This window comes from Megasphaera sueciensis, assembly GCF_050219315.1.
In the GTDB taxonomy this organism is placed as follows: Bacteria; Bacillota; Negativicutes; order Veillonellales; family Megasphaeraceae; genus Megasphaera_A; species Megasphaera_A sueciensis.
In genome coordinates, this window is sequence record NZ_CP116939.1 from 307936 (window position 1) to 333572 (window position 25637).

The window sequence follows — 25637 nt, forward strand, 5'->3', positions numbered from 1 at the left end:
GCATGAGTATCAGTGTTGAAAAAATGATTGACCGCAAAGAAATTATGACTGGCCGTGTCCTTCATGTAACTGTGGATACGGTCCGAATCAACGACAGTGATATTACCTCTACGCGGGAAGCGGTCTGGCATCATGGGGCCAGCGCTATCCTGCCGCTTACCGATGATGGCAGAATCATCCTTGTCCGACAGTATCGGTATGCGGCTTCACAGCCGATGCTTGAAGTTCCGGCCGGGAAAATCGAAATGGATGGTGAAAATCCTGATATTTGTGCGTCCCGTGAATTGGAAGAAGAGGCCGGCGTTACATGCGGTGAACTGATTTCTTTGGGGTTTGTATATACATCACCGGGGTTTTGTGATGAAAAGATTTATTTATATTTGGCAAGGCAATTAAAGCAAAGCAAACAGCATCTCGATGAGGATGAGTTTATAAATCTGGAACGGTATACGCCAAAAGAAATGGAACAGCTTATTCTTGACGGCGGTATCATGGATGCTAAAACGATTGCCTGTTTTGCCAAAGCTCGGCCCTATCTGCGGGGAGTATAATTTTCAGGAGGCGATTCTGATGAACTTCAAACGGATGATTGTTATTGTTATGGACAGTGTGGGAGCAGGTCATGCTCCGGATGCGGCAGCCTTCGGTGACGAAGGCGCGAATACGTTGGAACATATCGATGCAGCCGTAGAAGGAATGCATATACCGAATCTGCTTCGCCTGGGTCTGGGAAATATAGTGAAATTACAGCAGCATACGGACCATGTGGCCGGTTCTTACGGCGTAATGAGGGAAATCTCTGCCGGTAAGGATACGACCAGTGGTCATTGGGAAATGATGGGGAATCCGGTCGAAAGACCATTCCCCGTTTTTTATCATGCATTTCCTGCGGATTTGCTGCAGACCTTTACGGAAAAGACCGGATATTCTTATATCGGGAATGAAATAGCATCAGGAACAGAAATTATTGAACGGCTGGGACCGGAACATTTCCGTACCAAGGCCCCCATCGTGTACACATCCGCGGATAGTGTATTCCAAATAGCGGCACACACGGATGTCATACCGTTGGAGGAACTCTACCGTATTTGTGAAATTACTCGCAGCCAGGTGTGTGTAGGTCCGTATGAGTGCGGACGAATTATTGCACGGCCTTTTATTGGCGTGCAGGGAAATTTTATTCGGACGGGAGACCGGCGCGATTACAGTCGTATGCCTGAACGGAAGATGGTATTTTCCTATACCTCCGAAGCTGGCCTTATGACCGTCGGTATTGGGAAAATCGGTGATATTTATGCCCATATAGGACTTACGGAATCGTATCATACGGCTGACAACAAGGAAGGAATGCAGGTTTTGAGTCAGCAGCTGCATGGGCACCGTAGGGATACAGGAATCATTATGGTAAACTTAGTGGATTTTGACAGTATGTACGGACATCGCCGCAATCCGGCAGGCTACGGCCGGTGTATTGAAGAATTTGACCAGGCATTAGGTACTTTATTGCCTCAGCTGAATGAGGACGATATCCTATTGATTACAGCAGATCATGGAAATGATCCTACGTGGACGGGAACGGACCATACAAGAGAACAAGTGCCGCTGCTCGTATACAGTCCGGCGTTACAGGAGACAACAGACCTGGGAGTGCGTACTACGTATGCGGATTTGGGACAAACAATCATGGAAAATTTCAAATTGCAAAAATTAACCTTCGGGACAAGTTTCCTGCAGCATCTGAAATAATTGTTTCATAGTGAGGTGAATACGGTGTGGCCTATTGATTGTATTGAACATAAACGAGATGGATTCGTACTGACAGCGTCAGAAATCGACCGCTTTATTCATGACTATACACAGGGGAAAATCACAGATTATCAAGCAGCCGCGTGGCTGATGGCGGTATATCTTAACGGAATGACAGCCGAAGAAACGACTGAGCTTACGAAAGCGATGGCTCATTCCGGGGATGTAGTGGACTTGTCCTCTGTTTCCGGAATCAAGGTAGATAAACATAGTACCGGAGGCATTGCGGATACGACAACCCTTATTGTGGCACCTTTGGTTGCGGCAGCGGGTGTACCCGTAGCTAAAATGAGCGGACGCGGTCTGGGCTTTACGGGAGGTACGATCGATAAACTGGAATCGATTCCCGGATTTCGCACGGAACTGACACAAACAGAATTTCTGGAACAGGTTCGACGGATCGGTATTTCCATTATCGGTCAATCTGCAAAAATAGCACCGGCCGATAAACTTTTGTATGCATTGCGTGATGCAACAGGTACCGTTGCGAGTATTCCCCTTATTGCCAGTTCCATAATGAGTAAAAAAATAGCATCAGGAGCGGATGCTATCGTTCTTGATGTCAAATATGGCGATGGCGCATTCATGAAGACCTGTGAAGAGGCGCGGAAACTGGCTCATACGATGGTACAGATAGGAAAACTGGCACATCGGCCTACGACCGCGGTGATTACCTCGATGGAAGCTCCGCTGGGAACTGCCATCGGCAACAGTCTTGAAGTAGATGAAGCAGTAGAAGCCTTGTCCGGACATGGCGGCAAGCGGCTTATGGCAGTAGTGGAAGCGATTGGTGCGCAGATGCTCGTTATGGGACAAAAAGCTAAAACAGAAGCAGAAGGACGTAAACGCATACAGCAGTCGGTAGCCTCCGGCGCCGGGCTTGCAAAATTCAAGCAGTTTGTAGAAGCGCAGCATGGAAGCGTATCCTGGATCGGGAAACGTCCACTGACAAAAGCACCGAAGGTATTTACGGCAGTCTCCACGGAAAGCGGATATATTACGGCTATCCATGGCCGGGCACTGGGTGCTGTCGCGATGACCATGGGAGCCGGCCGTTCCCGCAAGGAGGACACCGTGAATCCCGTAGTAGGTATCCGGCTGTTCAAAGAAGTATATGATGAAATACACGCCGGAGAAGTCTTGTTTACCTTGTACGGCAATGCACGTGCCGATATGCAGACGCTGGCACAGCAATGTGCGGACCAGATTATTGTAGAAGCAACACCTTGCAGGGATCAGAAACCCGTTGTAAGTGAAATAATTACAGAGTAATGAGGATATATGTATGAAAATGAATCGTCAAGTTCCCGTAGAAAAAGGGAAAACCTATACAATAGAAATAAAAAGCCTTGGCTCTAATGGCGAAGGCATTGGAAGATATGAAGATTTTACAGTTTTTGTTCCGTTTGCTCTGCCGAAGGAGACGGTGGAAGTACGGATCGAATTTGTAAAAAAGCAATATGCCACAGGAACGCTGCTCAAGATTCTTGAACCAGCCAAAGACCGCGTTAAACCGTTGTGTCCTGTCTATAATCGCTGCGGGGGCTGCCAGCTCCAGCATCTGAGCTATTCGGCAGAACTGATAGAAAAACAGCGGCAGGTCAAGGATGCATTGGAACGGATCGGACACCTGAAGAATCTAACGGTACTGCCGACGTTGGGTGCGGCAGACCCATGGGCATATCGCAATAAAATGCAATTTCCCGTATCCTCCAAAGCAAAAGGAAAGTTAGATATAGGATGTTTTGCTGCTTCGACACATCGGGTCATCAATGTGGAAAACTGTGCCATACAAAAAAAACAAAACAATCAAATTGTCGCAGTAGTGCGGGAATGGATGAAACAATATAAAATTCCTGCCTATAATGAAGACAAGGAAACGGGTATTGTCCGTCACATTATGGGCCGTGTCGGCGTACATACGGGAGAAGTCATGGTATGCCTCGTGACAGCAGGCGATATGGTACCGCATATGAAGGAATTGGTACGCATGCTGAAAACTGCCATTCCGGGACTTGCCAGTGTCATACAAAATATTAATAAACGTCATACGAATGTCATATTGGGAGAAAAAACAAAGAAAATCTATGGCAGCGAAACAATTCATGATTCCATTGGAACCCTGAAATTCAACATTTCTGCGCAGTCTTTCTTCCAGGTGAACAGTGAACAAGCACAAAAACTATATGAAACAGCCTTGGAATTTGCCGACCTCTCAGGAAATGAAACCGTAGCCGATGTCTACTGTGGTACCGGTACGATCACGCTGTTTTTAGCCCAGCGGGCAAAACAAGTATATGGGATAGAAATCGTAGCTTCGGCGATTCACGATGCCATAAAAAATGCCAGGGAAAACAAAATACACAATACCGAATTCATTCTGGGAGATGCCGCCTATAAACTGCCGGAACTCATCGGCAGCGGCATCCATCCCGACGTCATTATCCTCGACCCGCCCAGAGCAGGCTGTGAAGAAAAAGTATTAGCAGCTATTGCAAGAGTAAAACCAAAACGGGTCGTCTATGTATCCTGTAATCCGGCAACCCTCGCACGAGATCTGGAATACCTGACACAACACGGCTACACCGCAGTAAAAGCGCAGCCCGTAGACCTGTTTAGTAGAACGCACCATGTGGAGACGGTAGTATTGATGTCACGGGTGGATAAGTAAGCGTGTAATAAGATAAGTAAATAAAGGCTTTCCGTGATTTGAGATCTGGTTCTAAGCCGGAAGGATAATCACGGATTTTTGCTTTAGGGAAGATATCCAAGAGTGATGGATTACTCACCGGATTTACGAATTTGAATATAGGCTTGGTGAGTTGATAAGATTGCTGGCAAAAATGTGGTGAGTTGACAAGATGGCTATTGGCTTGAATGGACAAACAAGATTGAAATGCACTTATAAAGTAATTACTTTTAAAGTGCATATAAAGGTTGAAATAAGAGTTGTAAAATGTTATGATAAAAAGAAAAGGTGGATTTAGGTATGGATAAGGAAGATAAAGCCCAAAAGCAACCAATGGAGTTTTATAATATGTCAGATTTTCTTAGAGGACAATCCTCGAAATTGATCACAGGTTTATCAGATGAAGATAAAACTGCTTTTGTTTTGAAAAACGGAAAGCCTGTAGCAGTGCTTATTTCTCACGAGAGATACGAAAGGTTATTAAAAGCAGGAATAGATATAACTGAATACTAAATATAAAACAATTAAGAGATGAGAGAGGTTAAATGAATGGCCGTGAAAAAATCAGAATTGTATTCCCTATTATGGGATGCTTGTAATAAATTAAGAGGTGGGGTAGAACCTTCAAGGTATAAAGATTATGTGCTTGTATTGTTATTCTTCAAGTATGTATCAGACAGATATAAAGGGCAACGTTTTGCTGAATTTACAGTAAATGAAGGTGCCTCATTTGACGACTTGATTGCTGCAAAAGGTAAACCAGATGTTGGCGAAAGAGTTGATGTAATTCTTCAAAAGTTTCTAGAAGATAATAAGCTAGCAGGTGCGCTTCCTGATGTAAGCTTTAATAATCCGGATGAACTAGGTTCTGGTAAAGAACTAGTTGATAAAGTTTCTGGTCTTATTGCTATTTTCCAAAATCCTGCGATCGACTTTAAAAGCAACAGAGCTAGTGGCGATGACATCATTGGGGATGCATATGAATACTTTATGATGAAATTTGCTCAAGAGTCTGGTAAGAGTAAGGGACAGTTTTATACACCTAGTGAAGTGTCACGTATTATTGCTAAGCTTATTGGCATTGGCGATATTAAACAAGAGACAGGAAAGAAATGGACTCTTCATGATCCTGCGGCGGGGAGTGGATCATTACTTATTCGTTCAGCAGATGAAGCACCAACTGATGATAATGGTGATTCCATAGTTACAATATTTGGACAAGAAAAATATCCTGATACTGCTGGTTTAGCAAAGATGAACTTCATCCTACATAACAAAGGTACAGGAGAAATCAAAAGTGGGAATACATTAGCAAATCCACAATATACTGATGATTTTGGTGGACTTAGAAAATTTGATTTTATTGTCATGAACCCACCATTTTCTGATAAAGACTGGACTGATGGAATTAAACCATCTGAAGATAAATACAAGAGGTTTGATGGTTATGGCATTCCACCAGAAAAGAATGGTGACTATGCTTGGTTTCTACATGTTCTAAAAGCGTTGGAAAGCAATGGCAAGGCGGGGATTATTCTGCCACACGGTGTACTATCTAGACCTAATGCAGAAAAGACTATTAGAAAAGCGGTACTTGATAAGAAATATATAAAAGGTATTGTTGGATTGCCTACAAACTTATTTTATGGCACAGGAATTCCTGCCAGTATTATCATAATCGATAAAGAAAACGCTGATAAGCGTGAAGGTATCTTTATGATCGATGCGAGCGCTGGGTTTAAGAAAGACGGAAATAAGAACCGCCTACGTGAACAGGATATTGAGAAAATTGTACAAACCTTTATTCACCAAGAAAAGGTTGAGGGGTACTCTCGCTTTATTACGTATAAAGAGATTTTAGAAGAGAACGAAGGAAACCTTAATGTGCCTCGTTATATCCAAAAAATAGATGGCACATTACCTCAAAACATTGCATCTCATCTTAAGGGTGGTATTCCAGAAGTCGATATTAACTCTTTAGAGAGACTCTGGAAAATATCGCCACAGTTAAGACAAGAGATATTCACTTGTGTTGATGAAGAACATAATATCTATAATCTTGCTATAAAACCAAATGAAATTGAAACAGTCATTTCTGAAGATGAAAATATAAAGGTTGAAAAGGAGACTGAATACGGTTCTCTATTCGAGACGTGGAAAAATAAAGTAAAAGATTCATTATTCAATATTAATACAGATACAAATCCAAAAGAATTAATTCGAAGCTTGGGTATTGAAATTTTGAGAGATTTTGAATCGGCAAAACTTCTAGACAATTACGATGTTTACGACTTCTTGCTTAACTATTGGAATGAGAAAATGCAAGATGATGTATATGTAATAAAAGCGAGCGGATATGATGCGGGACGTGAGATTGAATATGTATACGCTCAAAAGAAAGCTAAAGATGAAAATGGAGAAGAAATAAAAGTCGATGATACTTCAAAAATGAAGTCTTTTGAAGGTGCTTTAATTTCGAGAGACATTATTGAACAGGAGTATTTTGAAACTGAGTTAATGGCTCTTAATGAGCTAATCGAAAAATCTGCATTGCTTGAATCTGAACTGGATGAAATGAGAGAAGAAGAATCAGGTGACGAAGGTTTGCTTATAAATGCTTTGAATGAAAAAGGTGACGGTATACCTAAAGCAAATCTGAATAAACAAATAAAAGAACTTGAAAGTAAAAAGACTTCTGAAGTAATAGATGACATTACAAAGCTTATTGAATTATTTGATGCAGGCAGTACTTCGGAGATGGAGAAAATTGTCAAAGCAAATATTGAGCTGAAGACATATGAGCTTAGAAATAAGAACGGTTCATTTGGAAAGGCTAAGTTAAGAAATGCATTAAAAGAAGCAAATGACAATGCAATAATGCCAGAAACATATGTTGAAGAATATAATGCTCTTCTTTCTTACCAAGCTAAGTTAACTGAAAAAGAAGAAGCTGATAAAGCGATTAAAGATTCTCAAAAAGAACTGGATGATCTAGTACTTGCTAAATACGGGGAACTAACGATTGATGAAGTAAAGCATTTACTCTTTGACAAAAAGTGGATGGCAAGGCTTGAAAAAGATATTACTGATGCGATTGATCAGGTGATGAATAGTCTCGCCTCAAAGGTTGTCTTAATTGCCAAACGCTATGAGCACACTTTAGGAGAGATTGAAGAAAAGACAGTTCAGTCGAAGGCTAAGGTTAAATCTGCATTAGAAAGGATGGGATACACATGGTAACTCATTCTAAAGATACAATTGAGTATAACGAAATAAAAAAAATATATAAGCGTGTTAGAGGAACTCCTATAACTGCAGAAAGAATGAGTAAAATAAAATCTGCTACTGGAGCGATAAGAGTTTTTGCCGGAGGAGCAACAGAGATTAGAGCAAATGTATCGGATTTGCCTAATGCAAATATTATTAGTGATCCTGTAGTAATTGTTCAATCAAGAGGGGTAATAGACTTTATATATTGCAATGTCCCTTGTACATTTAAAAATGAGATGTGGGGCTATACGTCATCTGATATATATGCAGTAAAATTTCTTTTTTATTATCTGAAACATAATGTCGATTATTTTAGAAATGCTGGAGATGGAAGAAGTTCTTTTTCACAAATTTCATTACCAGTTACTGAAGAGTATAAAATCCCGCTTCTTTCTTCTAAAGAACAACAAGCTATAGCTTCAGTATTATCAGATTTTGATGAGCATATAGACAATCTGTCTGAACTAATTGAAAAGAAAAAAGCAATTCGTGAAGGTGCTTTGGATGATTTGATCAGTGGGAGAACAAGAGTTGACGGGTTTGACGGTGATTGGATAGAATCAACAATTGAAAGTTCAACAAGTGCAATTATTACAGGAGGTACTCCTTCAACCACGATAGACAAATACTGGGGCGGGACAATTCCATGGCTTGCTTCTACAGAAGTTCATCAAAAAATAATTACCAAAGCAACCAGAAACATTACAGAAATTGGTTTGAATAATTCATCCGCTAAAATAGCACCAAAAGATTCGGTATTAATTGCACTAGCAGGACAAGGAAAGACCAGGGGAACAGCAGCGTTTCTAGCCTATCCAATGGCATTAAACCAATCTCTAGCTGCATTAGTCCCATCAGATAAAACAAATCCTAAGTTCTTATATTACTTAATTGAAAATATGTATCTTGATTTAAGAGAACATTCATCAGGTGACGGTGGACGTGGTGGATTGAATAAAACTCTAATAAAGAATATAAATATACGACTTCCGAGGGAAATAAAAGAACAACAAGCAATTGCCGAAGTTCTGACAGCAATGGACGAAGAAATAGAATCTCTCGAAACAGAAAAAGAAAAAATGATACAAATTAAAGAAGGTGCAATGGACGACCTCTTAACAGGCCGTGTGCGCCTTAAAGTATGAGGAGGTAAAGGCTATGTCTGTTGATTTAGAAAGAAAATTGCAAAACAAGGTCCTTCACTGGTTAATAGATAAAGAGGAAGAAGGAGGTCTAGGTTATACGTATCTCGGAAATCTAGAGGATCAGAATAACAAACCTATTAGAGAAGATTTGCTGAAGAAGAATCTTGAAAAACGAGGTTATACGAAAGACCAGATTTCCAAAGCTGTAACTGAGCTTGTTTCAAAAGCGAGCAATCAAGTGGATAGCCTTTACCAAATCAATAAAGAGGTCTATTCCCTACTTCGCTATGGCAAGCAAGGTGTTAAAGACGAGAATAAAAATCGTCAAACAGTTCATTATATCGACTGGAACAATGTCGAGAACAATGATTTTTATGCTGCTGAGGAAGTAAGTGTTCTCTGCTTTAATCAAATAGAGAGAAAACGCCCTGATGTGGTGCTGTATATAAACGGCATCGCTCTTGGCATATTTGAGTTAAAGCGTTCATGCGTAAGTATTGGTGAGGGCATTCGTCAGAATCTCACAAACCAAAAAAAAGAGTATATTCAGAATTTCTTTAGTACTACGCAGTTTCTCTTTGCCGGTAATGAAGCTGAAGGGCTGAAGTATGGAACAATCGAAACTCCTGAGAAGTATTACCTGAACTGGAAGGAAGATATTAAAGCTACGGACGAACTTTCTTTGACTATTAAAGGTATTCAATCTAAGGACAGAAATAAGCTAAGAGATGGTGTAATTTCTCTTTGTCATAAAGAGAGGTTTCTTTCACTAATCCACGACTTTATTATTTTTGATGCTGGAGTGAAAAAGATTGCAAGACATAATCAGTATTTTGCTAATATTGCTGCTAGGAAAAGAATTCTTGCAGGCGAAGGTGGAATAATCTGGAATACGCAAGGTTCAGGAAAGTCCCTAATTATGGTATGGCTTACTAAGTGGGTTATTGAGAATGTAGCAGATAGCCGAGTGGTAATCATCACCGACCGAGATGAGCTTGATGACCAAATTGAAAGCCTGTTTATTGATGTAAATGAAAAAGTACGAAGAACAAAAAGCAGTGCTGATTTAAGAGAGGTTCTAAATAAAAATGATGATTCTATTATCTGCTCTTTGATTCATAAATACGGACATAATGCAGGTAAACAATCCGACGTGGATCAATATCGTAAAGAATTGATAAAAGACCTCCCAGCTGACTTTAAATCAAAAGGAAATATTATAGCTTTTATTGATGAGTGCCATCGTACTAACTCAGGGAAATTGCATGAGGCTGTAAAAGTACTGATGCCTGAAGCATCACTTATTGGTTTTACAGGTACTCCACTACTCAAAAAAGATAAAGTAACGAGTCTTGAGACTTTTGGACCTTACATCCATACTTATAAATTTGATGAAGGTGTTCAAGATGGTGTTGTTCTTGATTTGCGTTATGAAGCAAGAGATGTTGACCAAGACTTATCTAGTAAAGACAAGGTTGATTTATGGTTTGACAATAAAACCTTAGGTCTTACAGATAGAGCAAAGATACAGCTGAAACAAAGTTGGACTTCAATCAACAAATTATATAGTTCAAAACAAAGACTTGAGAAAATAGCTAGCGATATCATTTTCGATATGAACTTAAAACCTCGTCTAAAAAATGAGCGTGGTACTGCCATGCTTGTGGCCAACAGTATATATGAGGCTTGCAGATACTGGGATATTTTTACTAGCAACGGCTTTAACAAGTGTGCTGTTGTAACTTCCTTTGAGCCTTCAACCGCGAGTGTTAGGACAGCTACGAGTGATTTAAGTCAAGAGGGCGAAGAAGAATATAAGAAGTCTATTTATGAGCGTATGCTTAAGGGCAAAAAATTGTCTGAATTTGAGAAGGAAGTAAAAGAGCAGTTCAAAAAAGAACCTGCTAAGTTGAAACTTCTTATCGTGGTAGATAAACTTTTAACAGGATTTGATGCTCCAACAGCGACATATCTATATATTGATAAATCTATGAGGGATCATGACCTTTTCCAGGCTATCTGCCGAGTTAATAGACCAGATGGCGAAGATAAGGACTATGGCTATATCGTAGATTATATGGACTTGTTTCGTAATGTTCAGCTTGCAGTGGCTGATTATACTGCTGAAGCTTTCGATAGCTTTGATAAGGAAGATGTTGAGGGACTTATAAAGAATCGCTATGACGAAGCTAAATCTGAGATGGTGGGTGCAATTGCATCGCTGAAAGATCTATTAGAAAATGTAAGCGATCCTAAAGACGATACGGATTATATTGAGTATTTTTGTGGTGAAAACAGTGAAGATGATGAAAACACCGGTCGCAGAGATATTTTATATACTCTTACAGCCTCGCTAACACGCTCTTTTGCTAACTGCAGTGATAAACTTGTGAGTGATTATGGCTATTCAGAGGGGCAAGTTAGCAGGCTGAGGAGTGATATTTCAGGCTATAACAAAATAAAAGAAATGGTAAAACTAGCAAGCTGTGATTATATCGATTTAAAACCATATGAGGCTGATATGCGATATGTCCTTGATACTTATATACGTGCAGAAGATTCTACAGTTGTAAGTGAACTCGGGAATATGTCGTTGGTGGAATTGTTACTTGAAAACACTTCAACAACACCAATAGAGGCCCTGGTACAAGGTCTTCCAGGTAATGAAAATGCTAAAGCAGAAATCATCGAAAATAACTTGCAGCATGAAATTGTAAAGAAGATGTCATCTAACCAAGTTTATTATGGTAAGTTATCAGAAATGCTCCAAGTACTAATCGACCAGAGACGAATAGAGGCTATGAGTTACGAGGAATATTTACGACAAGTTGTTGAGTTGGCACAAGCAATTTTACACCCAGAAGATAGCTTGGATTATCCTGATACTGTGAAGAATAGCGAGGCTAGAAGAGCCTTTTATGATTATTTTGCGAAGAACGAAAATCTGGCTGTAAATTTGGACAGTGCTATCCTTTCTGCATTACGTCCTGATTGGAAAAGGAATTTCCAGAAACAACAAAATATAAGGCTTGCTATTTATGAAAATCTATTGATATATGGTTATGACGAAGATGAAGCAACGGCGGAGACCGCTGCAGTCTTCGAAATAACTGAAAGGCAGGCAGAATACGATGTGTAGTGAAGAAGTAATTGGTGGTATGCCAGTTGAAATTATTAAAAAGAAAAACCTTAAAAATCTATATATCAGGGTAAATCCACCAGAAGGTAGTATAACAGTTAGTACTCCTAGTGATTATCCTGATGAAGAGATAAGGCTTTTTGTATTAAAGAAAATGCCAGAAATCACTAAAGTAAGGGACAGGATGCTATCGCAGGCACGTCAAACAGAGAGAGAATATGTTTCTGGAGAATCCCATTACCTATGGGGTAAGCCATATCGACTACAAGTTGTCTATGAAGGAAACAAATACGAGATTTCTAAACTACCAAACAAGATAATATTGATTGCTCCCGAAAGATCAACAAAAGAATCAAGGGAGAGGGTATTTAATGAATGGTACAGAGAAGAACTTAAACGAGTGTTGGATGGCGTTGTTTCAAGGTGTGAAGCAAAAACAAACCTCCATGCTAATGAGTACAAAATTAAGAATATGAAAACTAAGTGGGGTACATGCAATATTGACAAAAAAAGAATATGGATTAATCTACAGCTAGCCAAGAAGCCAATAGAATGTCTTGAATATGTTGTTATCCATGAACTGGTACACCTGTTAGAAAAGAATCACAGCCATAGATTCAATTCGCTTGTGGAGGAGTTCTACCCTACCTGGAAAGAGGCAAAAAAGTTATTGTCAGAGTTGCCTTTGGATTATATTGAAAAAGGAGAACAGGTAGATTATGAAGAGGAAGATAACTCCAAGTGATATATTCGATGTCAATAAAAAATCAGGTGCTCTGATTCTTGGAAAGAATCGCCTTGATGATTATGCTACAAAATTTCTGACTAAATACTGCAAACAGGCATTGGTTGAACCGATGCCTCTTCCGGTTGATGACATTCTTAAGGATATGGGGCTTACTGTTCAAGAGGTTCATTTATCAAGCGACCTAGATATTTTTGGATGTTGTTTACTTCTGGATGCAGATGTGGATATTTATGATAGGGAAACAGGTAAATATTTATCAACTTCCTTCAGTGCTGGAACAGTATTGATTGACCCCATGTCTGAGGCTGTATATGGTGAAGGATCGAAAAGAAATACGCTCATTCATGAAGCACTCCACTGGGAAAAAGATAAAACTTATTTTCAAATTCTTGAGGTTAAAAATAAAAACGAATCTGAAAAACTATATCCAATCTTATGCCGACAATCTGAGACTTTCTTTACACCGCCTGAAGGAAAGAAGACAAAGGAAAATGAAGTTCGATGGTTGGAATGGCAAGCACACAGATTAGCACCTAGAGTACTGATGCCCAAAAGCAGCTTTAAAAAGAAGGCGTTAGAGTTTATTGAGCAGTATAAAGCATCTGGTGAGAATATAATATACTCTTGCGATACCTTGATTGAGAATTTAAGCAGCTTCTTTATAACATCAAGACTATCAGTAAAATATAGATTGATTGAAGTTGGTTTAGAGGATACTATATCAGAGTTCTCTGATTACAATGATGTCTATGAAGAAATCAATAGTAATAAAGATTTTGTTAAATTAACACCAGTAGAAGCAGTAAAGATAATAGATTCCGATTCAACTCTACAAAATTGGATAACAGAAAGACATTTTGTATACGCTGACGGATATTTTGTACTTGCCGACAGCCAATATGTTACACAAAAGGATGGAAAACTCTTTTTAACACCAAAGGCAAAGCAAAATCTTTCTAGATGTGTTATCAATATTCGTGAACAGAATTTTGTATCATACGCTAATACTTACAAAGACTTGCTTGGGTATGCGGTACTTAAGAAGGTTGAAGCTATTGATAGTAGACTTCTTACGTTTCATCCTAAGTACCAATCCCCTTTACTAAATGAGCCTGAAGAAACATATCAAGCATTTTCTCAACAGCTAGCTTCTTATAATGAGGATGAAGAAATTGAACTCATTAAGTTGCTTGGTGATCCTACCAAAACACTATGTAATTGTCTGTGGTTTTTGATGGAAAATAGAAAGTGGAATTATCCTGATAAATTTAATGAAGAGACAGGACTCCACAAAAATTACCATGGTAGAATAAAAAATGATAAAGCCAATAACATGACAACGAGCGTGTTGATGGCCATCTGCGTTGGTATGCAGTTATGCACGAGGATTACGCAAAATATTTTTGATAAATCAAATAATAAACTAGATTATTATAAAGATCCCGATAAGACATATATTCGTATTATGGATACTATGCCAGGGCTTTCGCTTGATGATTTCAATGGTATTCTAGAGCAATGTGGTATTCAGGAATTAGGTAGTGAAATAAAAGAATAAAAAGTTGATAACTCGATGAGTTGGTTTAGGACCCCGAAAGGGGTTCTTTTTTTATGCCCAAATTAGAAAAGGCTGATAAATAGGCAAATTCAGCTCAACTCAACGAGTTGGTCGTGAAATTTTGAAATCTATTATATTTATAAATGTAAGGTACAAGCTTTACAAAAATTATATGCGTCTAAAGCTGGCCAGCAGAAGACGGCGGATTCATAAATGATTCTAAGGTAGCCAATAACAGGTTATTAGAAAATTTGTGATCCTCCGTTTTATTTCCTATACGTAATTTTAGGAAGTAATTCTGTTGGTCATTTATTTCAAAGATTCATTAGTTCTCCGCCGCCTTCCAGGACGGGATAGGAGAATCTAATGAGATTATCAGTAAGATACGACAACAAATTTCAGATTATCGAACTTAATGAAAAAGAAACTGAGGAAATGTGGATTAGTTTATCGCTCGAAGGTGATGAGCTTCCAAACTCTGACAAAGAACGGTTAATTCAAGATGCCTTTAATGAAATATTTAATAAGCCCGAATACAATAACTGGCACAAATTTGACAGGCACAAGGGATATTCAATAGCCAAACCAAATGCAGATGGTCTGGAATGTGATACTTCAGAACCTTTAATGAAAGAAGTAGCCGATGATAGAGTTTTTAGAAAAGATGAGCTCGAACGAGCCTATCAAAATGAATATGAAGATGTCTGCCAATGGATACGTAAGGTTCTTGGTAAAAAACAGGACTGGGCAGATATGTTCATTGCAGTACGTATTGACGGCATGTCGATTCGAGAATATGCCAGTTCCATCGGTGTCAGCGAAAACAACATTACTCAGAAATTAAAGCGAGCCGAGAAAAAACTTCAAGGTATTTTTAAAAATCGTCAGATTTGACCTTCTGCCGTGGCTATGAGGTAGGAGGACTAATCCTCCAAATATGAATGGGAGGTATTTCAATGAACGGAATACAGATTTTTCAAAATGCTGAGTTTGGCTCGGTGAGAACAGCAGACATTAATGGAGTTCCTTATTTTGTGGGAAAGGACGTAGCTGAAATTCTTGGCTATAGCAATACAAGGAAAGCTTTGCTAGACCATGTGGATGAAGAGGATAAAACCGATGGGGTAACGATTCGTGACTCCATCGGACGTGAACAGGCTCCGGTTCTGATAAATGAGTCTGGCCTTTACAGCCTTATTCTTTCTAGCAAGATGCCGAATGCAAGAAGGTTTAAACGTTGGGTAACAAGCGAGATTCTTCCAACTATAAGAAAACATGGTGTGTATGCGACAGATGAACTAATTGCAAATCCTGACCTTGCGATTGCAGCATTTACTGCATTAAAGGAAGAGCGAGAAAAGAACCGACTGCTTGAACAAACTACTGCCGTCCAAAAACAGCAGATTGCGGAAATGAAGCCAAAGGCAAGCTATTACGATGTGGTACTTAACTGCAAAGACCTTATTTCCACTTCTACGGTAGCGAAAGATTATGGAAAGTCTGCTATTTGGATGAATCGTTATCTCCATGAAAAAGGTGTGCAGTTTAAACAGGGTGACATTTGGCTGTTATATCAGAAATACGCAGAAAAAGGTTATACAAGCACCAAGACACATAGCTATTCTGCTAATGACGGAACGATTCATACTAAGCCACATACCTACTGGACACAAAAAGGCAGATTGTTTGTCTATGAATTATTAAAAGCAGATGGAATTTTGCCAACAATGGAACAGGAGAGCAGTGATGTCGATTAATAGGTATAACAGCGAAGGTTATCCTGATCCGACCACTTACGGTGCCTTATCCAATATCGAACAGGAAACGAAGGTGGCTCGGAGCTACAGACCGATGGTGTATGTATGCTCCCCATTTTCGGGAGATGTTGTCGGAAACACAGCAAATGCACGAAAGTACAGCCGTTATGCTGTGGAGCAGGGGTATATTCCCATTGCTCCGCATTTGCTGTTTCCGCAGTTTCTTAACGATAACGATTTAACGGAACGTGAACTAGGGATACATTTTGGAAATGTGCTGATGAGCCACTGCAGCGAAGTGTGGGTGTTCGGAGAAATTATCTCAGCCGGGATGGATGCTGAAATCAGGAGAGCCAAAAGGAAAAATTACAGATTAAGATATTTCAGCAGTGATTTGAGGGAGGTCAGCAAAAATGCGTGATTTGAATATTGCATACGGCAACAGCAGAACTGCAAAGTTCTGGTCGAATAAAACCATAAAATTTGAGGAACTGTGTGACAGACTGCGTACCCCAATCTACACCTCTGAAACAGCGGAGGAATATCCGAAACTGCCAAAGGGACAGCGTGATGATATTAAGGATAAGGGTGGATTTGTGGCAGGGCATCTGAGCGGCAATCGCAGACAGGCAAACAAAGTGGTCTGCCGTTCCATGCTGGTATATGACCTCGACAGTATTGAACAGGATTTTCTAAAGGATATCAGCGCCAAGATTAGCAACAAGGGCTGCTACTATACAACCCACAGCCATACAGCGGACAAGCCGAGAGCGAGAATGATTATCCCGGTCAGCCGTGATATGACACCCGATGAGTTCAATGCGGCAGCGAGATATTACGCACAGGACAACGGATTCATCAGTATGCTTGACCCTTGCTCCTTTTCGCCCCATCAGCTGATGTACTGGCCGACCTGCCCATCCAACGGAGAATATCTGTTTGGTGTCATTGAGGGCGATTGGCTTGACCCTGATACGATCTTTGCAAAGCATCCAAATTGGCGTGACTGCTCTCTGCTCCCTACCACACCGAAGGAAAGTAAAGTAGCTGACAGAAAAGTACAGCAACAGAAAGATCCACTTGAAAAAGAAGGTGTAGTCGGAGCGGTGTGCCGAGCCTATACGATTCAGGATGCTATGGATACATTTCTTTCTGATGTTTATGCACCAACAGCTGATGGTTCAGGCAGATACGATTACATTCCCGGCGAGGGGGCTGCGGGTGTTGTGATTTATGAGGATAAATTTGCTTACAGCCATCATGCAACGGACCCGGCCGGGGGCAAGCTGTCTAATGCATTTGATTTGATTCGAGTTCACAAATTCGCAGATTTGGATGAAAAGAAATCTTATGCTGCGGCAGTAGAGTTTTTGCTAAAAGATGAGCGTGTAGGAACACAGCTGTTAAAAGAAAAGCAGGAAAATGCCAAGCAGGAATTTGAGGATTGGACGCAGGCACTGCAGCGTGATAAGAACGGGAATCTTTGCAATACTCTGCGTAACCTTACATTGGTGCTTGAGAATGATGAAAAATTGCAGGATATCGTATTTAATCAACAGCTTGATGGTATGGAAATCAAAGGCAGTGTGCCTTGGCAGCATCCTGCTAAATATTGGAGAGATGCAGATGATGCACAGCTGATTAGCTACATTGATACGAACTATGGCACCTTTTCTGAAAGGAATTATAAAATCGCTGTAACGAAGGTGACGGATGACCGTTCCTACCATCCGATTCGTGAATTTCTTCATGCATTGCCGGAATGGGATGGCATTAAGAGGGCGGAAACCATTCTGGTTGATTACCTTGGTGCAGAGGACAATAAATATGTTCGTGCGGTAACAAGGAAATCATTATGTGCTGCAGTAAAACGAGTATTAGACCCCGGCTGTAAATTCGATACGATGATTGTGCTGAATGGCCCACAGGGTATCGGTAAAAGTACACTTATTTCACTGCTTGGCGGTGAGTGGTTTTCGGATTCACTGAGCCTTAGCGATACCAAGGACAAGACGGCAGCGGAAAAACTGCAGGGATATTGGATTTTGGAAATTGGAGAACTGGCAGGACTTCGCAAGGCAGAGGTGGAAACACTGCGTTCTTTTATTTCAAGACAGAATGATATTTACAGAGCCGCTTTTGGTAAGAGACCAAATCCGCATCCCCGTCAGTGTATTTTCATTGGTACTACGAATGCAGAGTCAGGCTATCTTCGTGATACTACAGGCAACAGACGATTCTGGCCAGTAAAGACACCGGGAAATGGACAAAAGCATTCATGGGAATTGAAAGAACAGGATGTGAAGCAGATTTGGGCAGAAGCACTGGAACTTGTTGAGGCAGGCGAAAAGCTGTATCTGACACCAGAAGAGGATAGTCTTGCTAAGGATGAACAGCGAGCTGCTATGGAATCAGATGAGCGCGAGGGTTTGGTGCGCGAGTACCTTGATACGCTGCTCCCTGACAACTGGGATGCTATGGATTTGTTTGAACGCAGAAATTTCCTAAGTGGAAATGAGCTGGGCGAAATCGGCAGAAAAGGCACCGTAAGAAGAACACAGGTCAGCAGTATGGAAATTTGGTGCGAGTGCTTTGGCAAAGAAAGAGCCAATATCGGACGGGCAGATTCAAATGCAATTACAGCGATTTTGATTAAACTCGAGTGGAATCGTCTGGCGAATAAAATCAGAATGCAGTTATATGGACCACAGTATGTTTTTGTTCCTAAAAGTGTTCCTGACGATGTTCCTAAAAAACTGTGATGTTAGGAACTGTTCCCAACCTGTGTTTCTGTTCCTAAAATGAGTGACAGGAACAAGGCTGGGAACACCTCAAGGGTGAGGGCGGTAGCCAACTTTACTGCTTTTGTACCTGTGTTCCTAATAATTATATTAAATATAAAATAATTGTAATAAAGAGTAGATTGCATCGAGTACGCACACATTCGCGCGTATAGGGATTTTAGGTAATGGGAACAGGAGGATGAAATGAGAGAAAAAATAATAGAACAGAAACTTGCAATGGCAGTAAAAAAGAATGGCGGGATATGTCCCAAGTTCACTTCTACCGGCTTCGATGGTATGCCGGACCGTTTGGTGCTTATTCCGCATGGTAAGTTTGCCTTTGTGGAAGTCAAAGCACCGGGAGAAAAGCCAAGACCGTTACAGCTGGCAAGGCACAGACTGCTGAGCCGTCTGGGATTTCGAGTGTATGTTCTTGACAGTGAGGAGCAGATTGGAGGGGTTCTTGATGAAATTGAAAATTCAATGTGACTGGTGTGGAAAAGAATTTGAGAGAAACCATAATCACATTCATGAAAAAAAATATTGCTGCAGAGCGTGTTTAGGAAAAGCAAACGCAGAACGTTTTCGATTGAAGAGTCTGCGAACGTGTGATAACTGTGGGAAAATTTTTGAATACAGAGGTAACCATAAAAAGAGAAACGAACATTTCTTCTGTTGCCCAGAATGCAGCTATGAATTCAAAGTGAAAAAAATATATGTATCATGCGATTGGTGTGGCAATCCAATTTACAAAAAGCGTTCTGATGTTGCAAGAAACGAGCATAATTTTTGTGATTATGGGTGCTATATCGACTACGTCAATTTTGAAAAAGCTGGTGCAGATAATCAAATGATATCAGGAGAAAAACTGTATCGCAGGCTTGCAGAAATGAAGATTGGACGAAAACTTCAAGAGAATGAGGATGTTCATCATATTGACGGCAATCATCTAAATAATGATTTTGCCAATTTAAAAGTTGTTACAGCTTCAGAGCATATGAAAATACACGCTTCCCAGAAAGAGAGGGACTGTCATGGCAGATTTATTAAAAAAGAATGATTTGCATGGGTATCAGGAATATAGTGTCAATTTTATTATTGAACATCCTGTAGCTGCAGTCCTTTTAGATTGTGGACTTGGGAAAACTGTAACATCACTTACGGCTATAAATGATTTGATGTTTGACTATTTTGATATTCATCGTGTTTTAGTTATATGCCCTTTGAGAGTAGGTAATGTTTGGGCGAATGAGATACAACATTGGGAGCATCTGTGCCTCTTGCAGTATTCGGTGGCAGTTGGTTCTGAGTCAGAACGACTGTTGGCACTGAAAACACAGGCGGATATTTACATCATAAACCGCGAGAACGTGCAGTGGCTGATTGAGAAAAGCGGGGTTTCCTTTGACTTTGATATGGTGGTTGTGGATGAGCTTTCGTCCTTCAAGAATTATCAGTCCAAGCGGTTCAAGGCACTGATGAAGGCAAGACCGAAGGTAAAAAGAATGGTAGGTCTGACTGGCACTCCTTCCAGTAACGGCTTAATGGATTTATTCGCAGAGTTCAAACTTTTGGATATGGGTGCAAGGCTTGGACGATTTATCGGTCAATACAGAAATGCCTATTTCTCTCCGGACAAGCGGAACGGTCAAATTATTTACAATTACAAGCCGCTGCCAAATGCCGAACAGCAGATTTATGATAAGATTTCGGATATTACGATTTCCATGAAATCTACCGACCATCTGAAAATGCCGGAACTGATCAGCACACAGCTGGCGGTGGAATTGTCGGAAGCGGAAAAGAAGAAATACGAGGAACTGAAAAAAGACCTCATTCTTCAGCTGCCGGATGGAGAAATCACAGCCGCCAATGCCGCATCGCTGTCGGGCAAGCTGTCCCAGCTGGCAAACGGAGCAGTCTATTCTGATGATGAGAGCGTTCTGGAGATACACCAGAGAAAGCTGGATGCACTGGAGGATATCATCGAATCGGCAAACGGAAAGCCTGTCCTTGTGGCATATTGGTTTCGTCACGATTTGGAGCGTATCAAAAAACGCTTTGATGTGAGAGAAATCAAGACCGCAAAGGATATAGCCGACTGGAATCACGGCAGTATCCCAATTGCCGTAATACATCCGGCATCGGCAGGACACGGCCTGAACCTACAGCAGGGTGGTTCTGCCTTGGTATGGTTCGGCATCACATGGTCACTAGAATTATATCAGCAGACCAATGCCAGACTTTGGCGGCAGGGTCAGTCCGCAGAAACCGTGGTCATTACCCACATCATAGCAAAAGACACCATTGACGAGAGAATCATCAAGGCACTGAAAACCAAGGATACCTCCCAATCCGCCTTGATTGATGCCGTAAAAGCCAATCTATGAAAATCAGAGTCAACCTATGACAATCCAAGCCAATCCGAGTGGAATACAAAATTTCGGAGGTAAGGATATGACAGAAAAAGAATACTTATTGCAGGCACGATATCTGGATGAGCGTATTCACTCGAAGGTTCAGCAGGTGGAATCTTTAAATGATTTAGCTACAAGCTGTTCCGCTGTAATCAGTGATATGCCGAGAAATCCAAACCGTGGCGGTTCCAAGATGGCAGATGCCGTAATTAAAATTGTTTCTTTGCAGGAAGAAATAAATATGGACATCAATGCGCTTGTAGAACTAAAGCGAGAAATCATGGGTGTTATAAAAGCCGTGCCAAATGTGGAATACCAGACGCTGTTAGAAAAACGATATCTGTGCTTTATCTCATGGGAGCAGATTGCCGTGGATATGAATTATTCTATGCAGCACATACACCGAATGCATAGTGCGGCACTGAAAGAAATTATCTTGCCACCGGAACATGAGAGTTAATGTGATAGAATGAGAGTAAGCACCTGTGATATTATTATAATAGCGAAAAGCAAAAAAATATAAACGGGTAAAATCGTAGAGAGCCTTGTGGGTCACACCGACCTGCAGGGCTTTTATTATGCCTAAAATGAGGTGAGAAGATGCCAAGAAAACCTAAACGACCGTGTTCTTATCCAGGCTGTCCTGACTTAACGGATGGACGGTTTTGTGAGAAACACCAGAAAGAAGAAAACAAACGCTACGAGAAGTACGACAGAAACCCTGCTGTACACCGTAGATATGGACGAGCCTGGAAGCGAATCCGGGACAGCTATGCTGCCGGGCATCCCTTGTGTGAGCAGTGCGTAGCACAGGGCAGGTACGTTAAGACGGAAGAGATACATCACAAGCTGCCTCTTTCTAAAGGTGGAACTCATGATAGGAAGAACCTTATAGCTTTGTGTAAAGAGTGCCATGCAAGGATTCATGCACAAAATGGTGATCGTTGGCACTGATGAAGGTGCAGGGAGGGGGGTGTCAAATCTCAAAGCCCTTGTACGGGAGGAACGGGCGGGGGGCTTCACGCACAAAAAGAGCAGTTCAAACAGGGGATTAACCCTAAGATATAGATTGAGGAGTGTGAATAATGGCAAGGGACGGTACGAACCGTGGTGGCAGAAGAGTCAGAGCAGGTGATAAGCCGACTGCAGCCGCAGAGAAAATACAAAATGGGAAAACAGTCAAGGTTCTAGCCAATGATATTCCTGTACTTAAAACAGCGGAATTAGAGGCAGTAGATTTACCGGAAGGAGCGGTCTTAGAGGGAATGGATATGCCAAAGCCAAGTGACTATTTATCGGCAAGGCAGAAAAATGGAGTTCCCTTAGGTGCTGATGAAATATATAAAGAAACCTGGCTGTGGTTAAAAGAGCGCAACTGTGAAAGATTAGTAAATCCACGGCTTATAGAAACCTATTCACAGGCTATGGCAAGATATATTCAATGCGAAGAGGCAACAAGCACATATGGTTTATTGGGGAAACATCCAACGACTGGTGGGGTTATGACCTCGCCTTTTGTGCAGATGTCACAGCAATACCAGAAAAGTGCCAATCTTATCTGGTATGAAATTTACGACATTGTTAAGCAAAACTGCACAGAGGTTTTTGAGGATAGCACGACAGATACCATGGAGCTGCTTTTGCGGGCAAGGAGAAAATGATGATGGAGCTTACGGCTTTTTTACATAAACTGAAATTTTATAGACCAAAGCTTACTAAACAGCAGGTCAGAACTTTAAAGGGACAGGCTCTCGCTGACAATATCAAGGGTGCTGAAAAGGCCCTTAGCAAGATTTTGGAAGGAACAGTGCTTAATGGAAAAAACAACAACGGAAATGCAGTTAGTAACTATAGAAAAATTAGTACCTTATGTTAACAACGCTAGAACGCATAATCCACAACAGATTCTGAAACTACGTTCATCGTTAAGGGAATTTGGCTTTATTAATCCTGTCATTATCGACCGGGAACATAACGTGATAGCTGGTCATGGACGAATTTTAGCAGCCAAGGAGGAAGGCATAAAAGAAGTACCCTGCGTATTTGTGGACTATCTTACTCCGGCTCAAAAGAAAGCCTATATTTTGGCGGACAACCGTATGGCCATGGATGCAGGATGGGATGAAGAACTGCTCAGAGTGGAGATAGAGAGCCTGCAAGGTGCAGATTTTGATGTTGCCTTAACAGGATTTGACGAAAAAGACATAGCTGAACTGTTTGCAGGAGATGATGGTGATACGCAGGAGGACGATTTTGATGTGGACGGGGAGCTTAAAAAGCCGCCGGTTTCTAAAGACGGTGATGTATGGTTGCTTGGAAAGCATCGCCTAGTCTGTGGGGACAGCACCAAGGAGGAAACCTATGTAACTCTTATGGATGGGAAGAAAGCTAATCTTGTTGTAACGGATCCGCCTTACAACGTCAACTATGAAGGCGGTGCAGGAAAGATTAAAAACGACAATATGGAGAATGATAAGTTTTACCAGTTCCTGTTAGATGCTTTTACAAACATGGAAAGGGTAATGGCAGAAGATGGCAGCATTTACGTGTTCCATGCAGATACCGAAGGCTTAAATTTTAGAAAGGCATTCTCGGAAGCAGGCTTTTACTTGTCGGGAACTTGTATCTGGAAAAAACAGAGCCTAGTGCTTGGTAGGAGTCCATATCAGTGGCAGCATGAGCCATGCCTTTACGGTTGGAAAAAGAAAGGCAAGCATCAATGGTACTCCGACAGAAAGCAGACTACCATATGGGAGTTTGATAAGCCGAAGAAAAACGGTGACCATCCGACCATGAAGCCGATTCCACTTATTGCCTATCCGATTAAGAATTCCAGTATGAGCAATTGCATCGTTCTTGATCCGTTTGGCGGCAGCGGTAGCACTTTGATTGCCTGCGAACAGTTAGGCAGAATCTGTCATACCATTGAGCTAGATGAAAAATACTGTGATGTTATAGTAAAGCGTTATATTGAGCAGGTCGGCTCTGCAGATACTGTATCGGTCATCCGTGATGGAAAGACCATCCGCTTTGAGGATTTGTAGGTCAGCGGCGATGGAAAATAACTTAAAAGTTTCTACATAATTAGCTTGCTATTTATTCCTTTTAGAGTGATATATGTAGTACCGAAGAAAAGGAGGTACTTACAAAATGAAAGTTATTTACAACATCACCGACAGAAAACCATTTGTAAAGACATTAGAAGAAATTACTGGAGCCAAAGCGGTTTATCAGAAAACACCAACTTATGCTTATGCAGTGGACTATTTCACAGTAACCAAAGAAGGAAATCTTACCTTTAACGACATGGCAAACAGCGAAGAAATCGAGCAGGTGCTAGAACAGCTTGAACAAAAAGGCTTTCACTGCAAGAGTTCCGCATATGATGAACCACAGCCGGAAATCGCTAGTAAAGAGCCATTGGCTGCATACGGGACTACGGGAAAAAAACTTAAAAACGAAACTGCGGGGTTGACAGTGGCAATGCCATTGGATGCGGTGCTTGCAGGCAACCTTACCAATCTTCTGGAATCCAAGAGCAGCCTTATCAAAAAGGCACTGGGCATCAGCGAACTTCCCATCATTATTGATGCAGATAAGATTTCCTTCCCTTGGTTTTCAGACGGCTTGGCTGCTGATACCGTCAAAGCTTACACGGATTTCATTTCTGCCCTCTGCAAAATGAGCCGAGAACATAAACGCATCTCCAGCACGGAAAAGGAAGTCCCCAATGAAAAATATGCTTTCCGCTGTTTCCTTCTTCGATTGGGGTTTATAGGAGAAATTTATAAAACTGACCGTAAAATTCTGCTGAAGAACCTTAACGGCAGCAGTGCCTTTAAGAGCGGTGCGAAAAAGGAGATGAATAGCGATGAGATTTCCGAATAAAGAAATTGTTGAGAAAGTACGCAGAGAATACCCTGCAGGAACAAGGGTAGAACTGGTGAGAATGGATGACTGCCAAGCACCGCCTCTTGGAACGCTTGGGACTGTTACTGGGGTGGATGATACCGCTTCATTGATGGTGGATTGGGACAATGGCAGCGGTCTTAATGTTGTTTACGGTGAAGACCTAGCGGTAAAGATTGGGGACGGTGACAATGACTGAAACGATTAAAAAGCAGATACTTTCTATTCGTGACAGCGGCCGCACCAATATATTTGATACTAATATGGTTCAATATCTTGCTAACGAGCTTGGCTACTACGAATTGGTAATCTTTCTTGAAGAACATAGTAAGGAATATATAAGATTTATCCTTACAGGAGAGCAATAAAAGATATGCTTTATTGTACAGAAATAACTTGCTATCATGAGCCTTTAG

The 25637-nt window shown here is 41.0% G+C and carries 24 protein-coding genes; all 24 read left to right on the forward strand.

Translation table 11 applies throughout. The annotated features are described in order from the left end of the window. Window positions 1-2 precede the first annotated feature (2 nt). The 24 genes from NXG62_RS01535 to NXG62_RS01650 all read left to right on the forward strand — a co-directional run bounded on the left by NXG62_RS01535 (window position 3) and on the right by NXG62_RS01650 (window position 25589). On the forward strand, window positions 3-551 hold the full coding sequence (locus NXG62_RS01535) for an NUDIX hydrolase (RefSeq protein ID WP_427113293.1): 549 nt from the start codon (window positions 3-5) through the stop codon (window positions 549-551). A 19-nt stretch (window positions 552-570) separates the two neighbouring features. Continuing rightward, window positions 571-1746: a phosphopentomutase gene (locus tag NXG62_RS01540; protein ID WP_427113294.1), complete on the forward strand. Its 1176-nt coding sequence runs from the start codon at window positions 571-573 to the stop codon at window positions 1744-1746. 24 nt (window positions 1747-1770) lie between these two features. Continuing rightward, window positions 1771-3078 (forward strand): thymidine phosphorylase, encoded by a 1308-nt coding sequence (locus tag NXG62_RS01545; protein ID WP_427113295.1) that lies wholly within the window; start codon window positions 1771-1773, stop codon window positions 3076-3078. Window positions 3079-3091: 13 nt separating this feature from the next. Next, a complete protein-coding gene (gene rlmD / locus NXG62_RS01550; protein ID WP_427113296.1) occupies window positions 3092-4477 on the forward strand; it encodes a 23S rRNA (uracil(1939)-C(5))-methyltransferase RlmD in 1386 nt (461 codons plus the stop codon). Between the two features lie 318 nt (window positions 4478-4795). Beyond that, on the forward strand, window positions 4796-5008 hold the full coding sequence (locus tag NXG62_RS01555) for a type II toxin-antitoxin system Phd/YefM family antitoxin (RefSeq protein WP_047388351.1): 213 nt from the start codon (window positions 4796-4798) through the stop codon (window positions 5006-5008). A 36-nt stretch (window positions 5009-5044) separates the two neighbouring features. Continuing rightward, complete coding sequence (locus NXG62_RS01560; RefSeq protein WP_427113297.1) at window positions 5045-7735, forward strand: N-6 DNA methylase; 2691 nt, start codon at window positions 5045-5047, stop codon at window positions 7733-7735. Continuing rightward, a complete protein-coding gene (locus NXG62_RS01565; RefSeq protein WP_349702116.1) occupies window positions 7729-8910 on the forward strand; it encodes a restriction endonuclease subunit S in 1182 nt (393 codons plus the stop codon). The genes NXG62_RS01560 and NXG62_RS01565 overlap by 7 nt, the downstream gene beginning before the upstream one ends. Before the next feature lie 13 nt (window positions 8911-8923). Further along, on the forward strand, window positions 8924-12049 hold the full coding sequence (locus NXG62_RS01570) for a type I restriction endonuclease subunit R (RefSeq protein ID WP_427113298.1): 3126 nt from the start codon (window positions 8924-8926) through the stop codon (window positions 12047-12049). Continuing rightward, a complete protein-coding gene (locus NXG62_RS01575; RefSeq protein WP_427113299.1) occupies window positions 12042-12794 on the forward strand; it encodes a M48 family metallopeptidase in 753 nt (250 codons plus the stop codon). Before NXG62_RS01570 ends, NXG62_RS01575 begins: the two co-directional genes overlap by 8 nt. Next, window positions 12769-14355 (forward strand): hypothetical protein, encoded by a 1587-nt coding sequence (locus NXG62_RS01580; RefSeq protein ID WP_427113300.1) that lies wholly within the window; start codon window positions 12769-12771, stop codon window positions 14353-14355. Before NXG62_RS01575 ends, NXG62_RS01580 begins: the two co-directional genes overlap by 26 nt. A gap of 366 nt (window positions 14356-14721) precedes the next feature. Further along, on the forward strand, window positions 14722-15249 hold the full coding sequence (locus NXG62_RS01585; protein WP_427113301.1) for a sigma factor-like helix-turn-helix DNA-binding protein: 528 nt from the start codon (window positions 14722-14724) through the stop codon (window positions 15247-15249). Between the two features lie 62 nt (window positions 15250-15311). Continuing rightward, window positions 15312-16112: a phage antirepressor gene (locus tag NXG62_RS01590; protein WP_427113302.1), complete on the forward strand. Its 801-nt coding sequence runs from the start codon at window positions 15312-15314 to the stop codon at window positions 16110-16112. After that, on the forward strand, window positions 16102-16533 hold the full coding sequence (locus NXG62_RS01595) for a DUF4406 domain-containing protein (protein WP_427113303.1): 432 nt from the start codon (window positions 16102-16104) through the stop codon (window positions 16531-16533). Before NXG62_RS01590 ends, NXG62_RS01595 begins: the two co-directional genes overlap by 11 nt. Then, window positions 16526-18874 carry a VapE domain-containing protein gene (locus NXG62_RS01600; RefSeq protein ID WP_427113304.1) on the forward strand — a complete coding sequence of 783 codons (2349 nt, stop codon included), beginning with the start codon at window positions 16526-16528 and terminating at the stop codon, window positions 18872-18874. Before NXG62_RS01595 ends, NXG62_RS01600 begins: the two co-directional genes overlap by 8 nt. A 225-nt stretch (window positions 18875-19099) precedes the next feature. After that, a complete protein-coding gene (locus NXG62_RS01605; protein ID WP_427113305.1) occupies window positions 19100-19384 on the forward strand; it encodes a VRR-NUC domain-containing protein in 285 nt (94 codons plus the stop codon). Next, window positions 19362-19955, forward strand: a complete 594-nt coding sequence (locus tag NXG62_RS01610; RefSeq protein ID WP_196592866.1) for an HNH endonuclease — start codon at window positions 19362-19364, stop codon at window positions 19953-19955. Before NXG62_RS01605 ends, NXG62_RS01610 begins: the two co-directional genes overlap by 23 nt. Beyond that, window positions 19930-21285 carry an SNF2-related protein gene (locus NXG62_RS01615; RefSeq protein WP_427113306.1) on the forward strand — a complete coding sequence of 452 codons (1356 nt, stop codon included), beginning with the start codon at window positions 19930-19932 and terminating at the stop codon, window positions 21283-21285. The genes NXG62_RS01610 and NXG62_RS01615 overlap by 26 nt, the downstream gene beginning before the upstream one ends. A 67-nt stretch (window positions 21286-21352) precedes the next feature. Then, window positions 21353-21772 (forward strand): DUF1492 domain-containing protein, encoded by a 420-nt coding sequence (locus NXG62_RS01620; RefSeq protein WP_118005322.1) that lies wholly within the window; start codon window positions 21353-21355, stop codon window positions 21770-21772. Window positions 21773-21912: 140 nt separating this feature from the next. Next, complete coding sequence (locus NXG62_RS01625) at window positions 21913-22266, forward strand: HNH endonuclease (RefSeq protein WP_427113307.1); 354 nt, start codon at window positions 21913-21915, stop codon at window positions 22264-22266. A gap of 131 nt (window positions 22267-22397) precedes the next feature. Next, window positions 22398-22973, forward strand: a complete 576-nt coding sequence (locus tag NXG62_RS01630; RefSeq protein ID WP_118005324.1) for a terminase — start codon at window positions 22398-22400, stop codon at window positions 22971-22973. A gap of 108 nt (window positions 22974-23081) precedes the next feature. Further along, window positions 23082-24356: a site-specific DNA-methyltransferase gene (locus NXG62_RS01635; protein WP_427113308.1), complete on the forward strand. Its 1275-nt coding sequence runs from the start codon at window positions 23082-23084 to the stop codon at window positions 24354-24356. Between the two features lie 106 nt (window positions 24357-24462). Next, entirely contained in the window at window positions 24463-25200 is a 738-nt protein-coding gene (locus NXG62_RS01640) for a virulence protein (protein ID WP_412619587.1), read from the forward strand. Then, window positions 25184-25420: a DUF4314 domain-containing protein gene (locus NXG62_RS01645; protein ID WP_288204386.1), complete on the forward strand. Its 237-nt coding sequence runs from the start codon at window positions 25184-25186 to the stop codon at window positions 25418-25420. Before NXG62_RS01640 ends, NXG62_RS01645 begins: the two co-directional genes overlap by 17 nt. Continuing rightward, complete coding sequence (locus tag NXG62_RS01650) at window positions 25413-25589, forward strand: DUF5049 domain-containing protein (RefSeq protein ID WP_427113309.1); 177 nt, start codon at window positions 25413-25415, stop codon at window positions 25587-25589. Before NXG62_RS01645 ends, NXG62_RS01650 begins: the two co-directional genes overlap by 8 nt. Window positions 25590-25637: the final 48 nt, after the last annotated feature.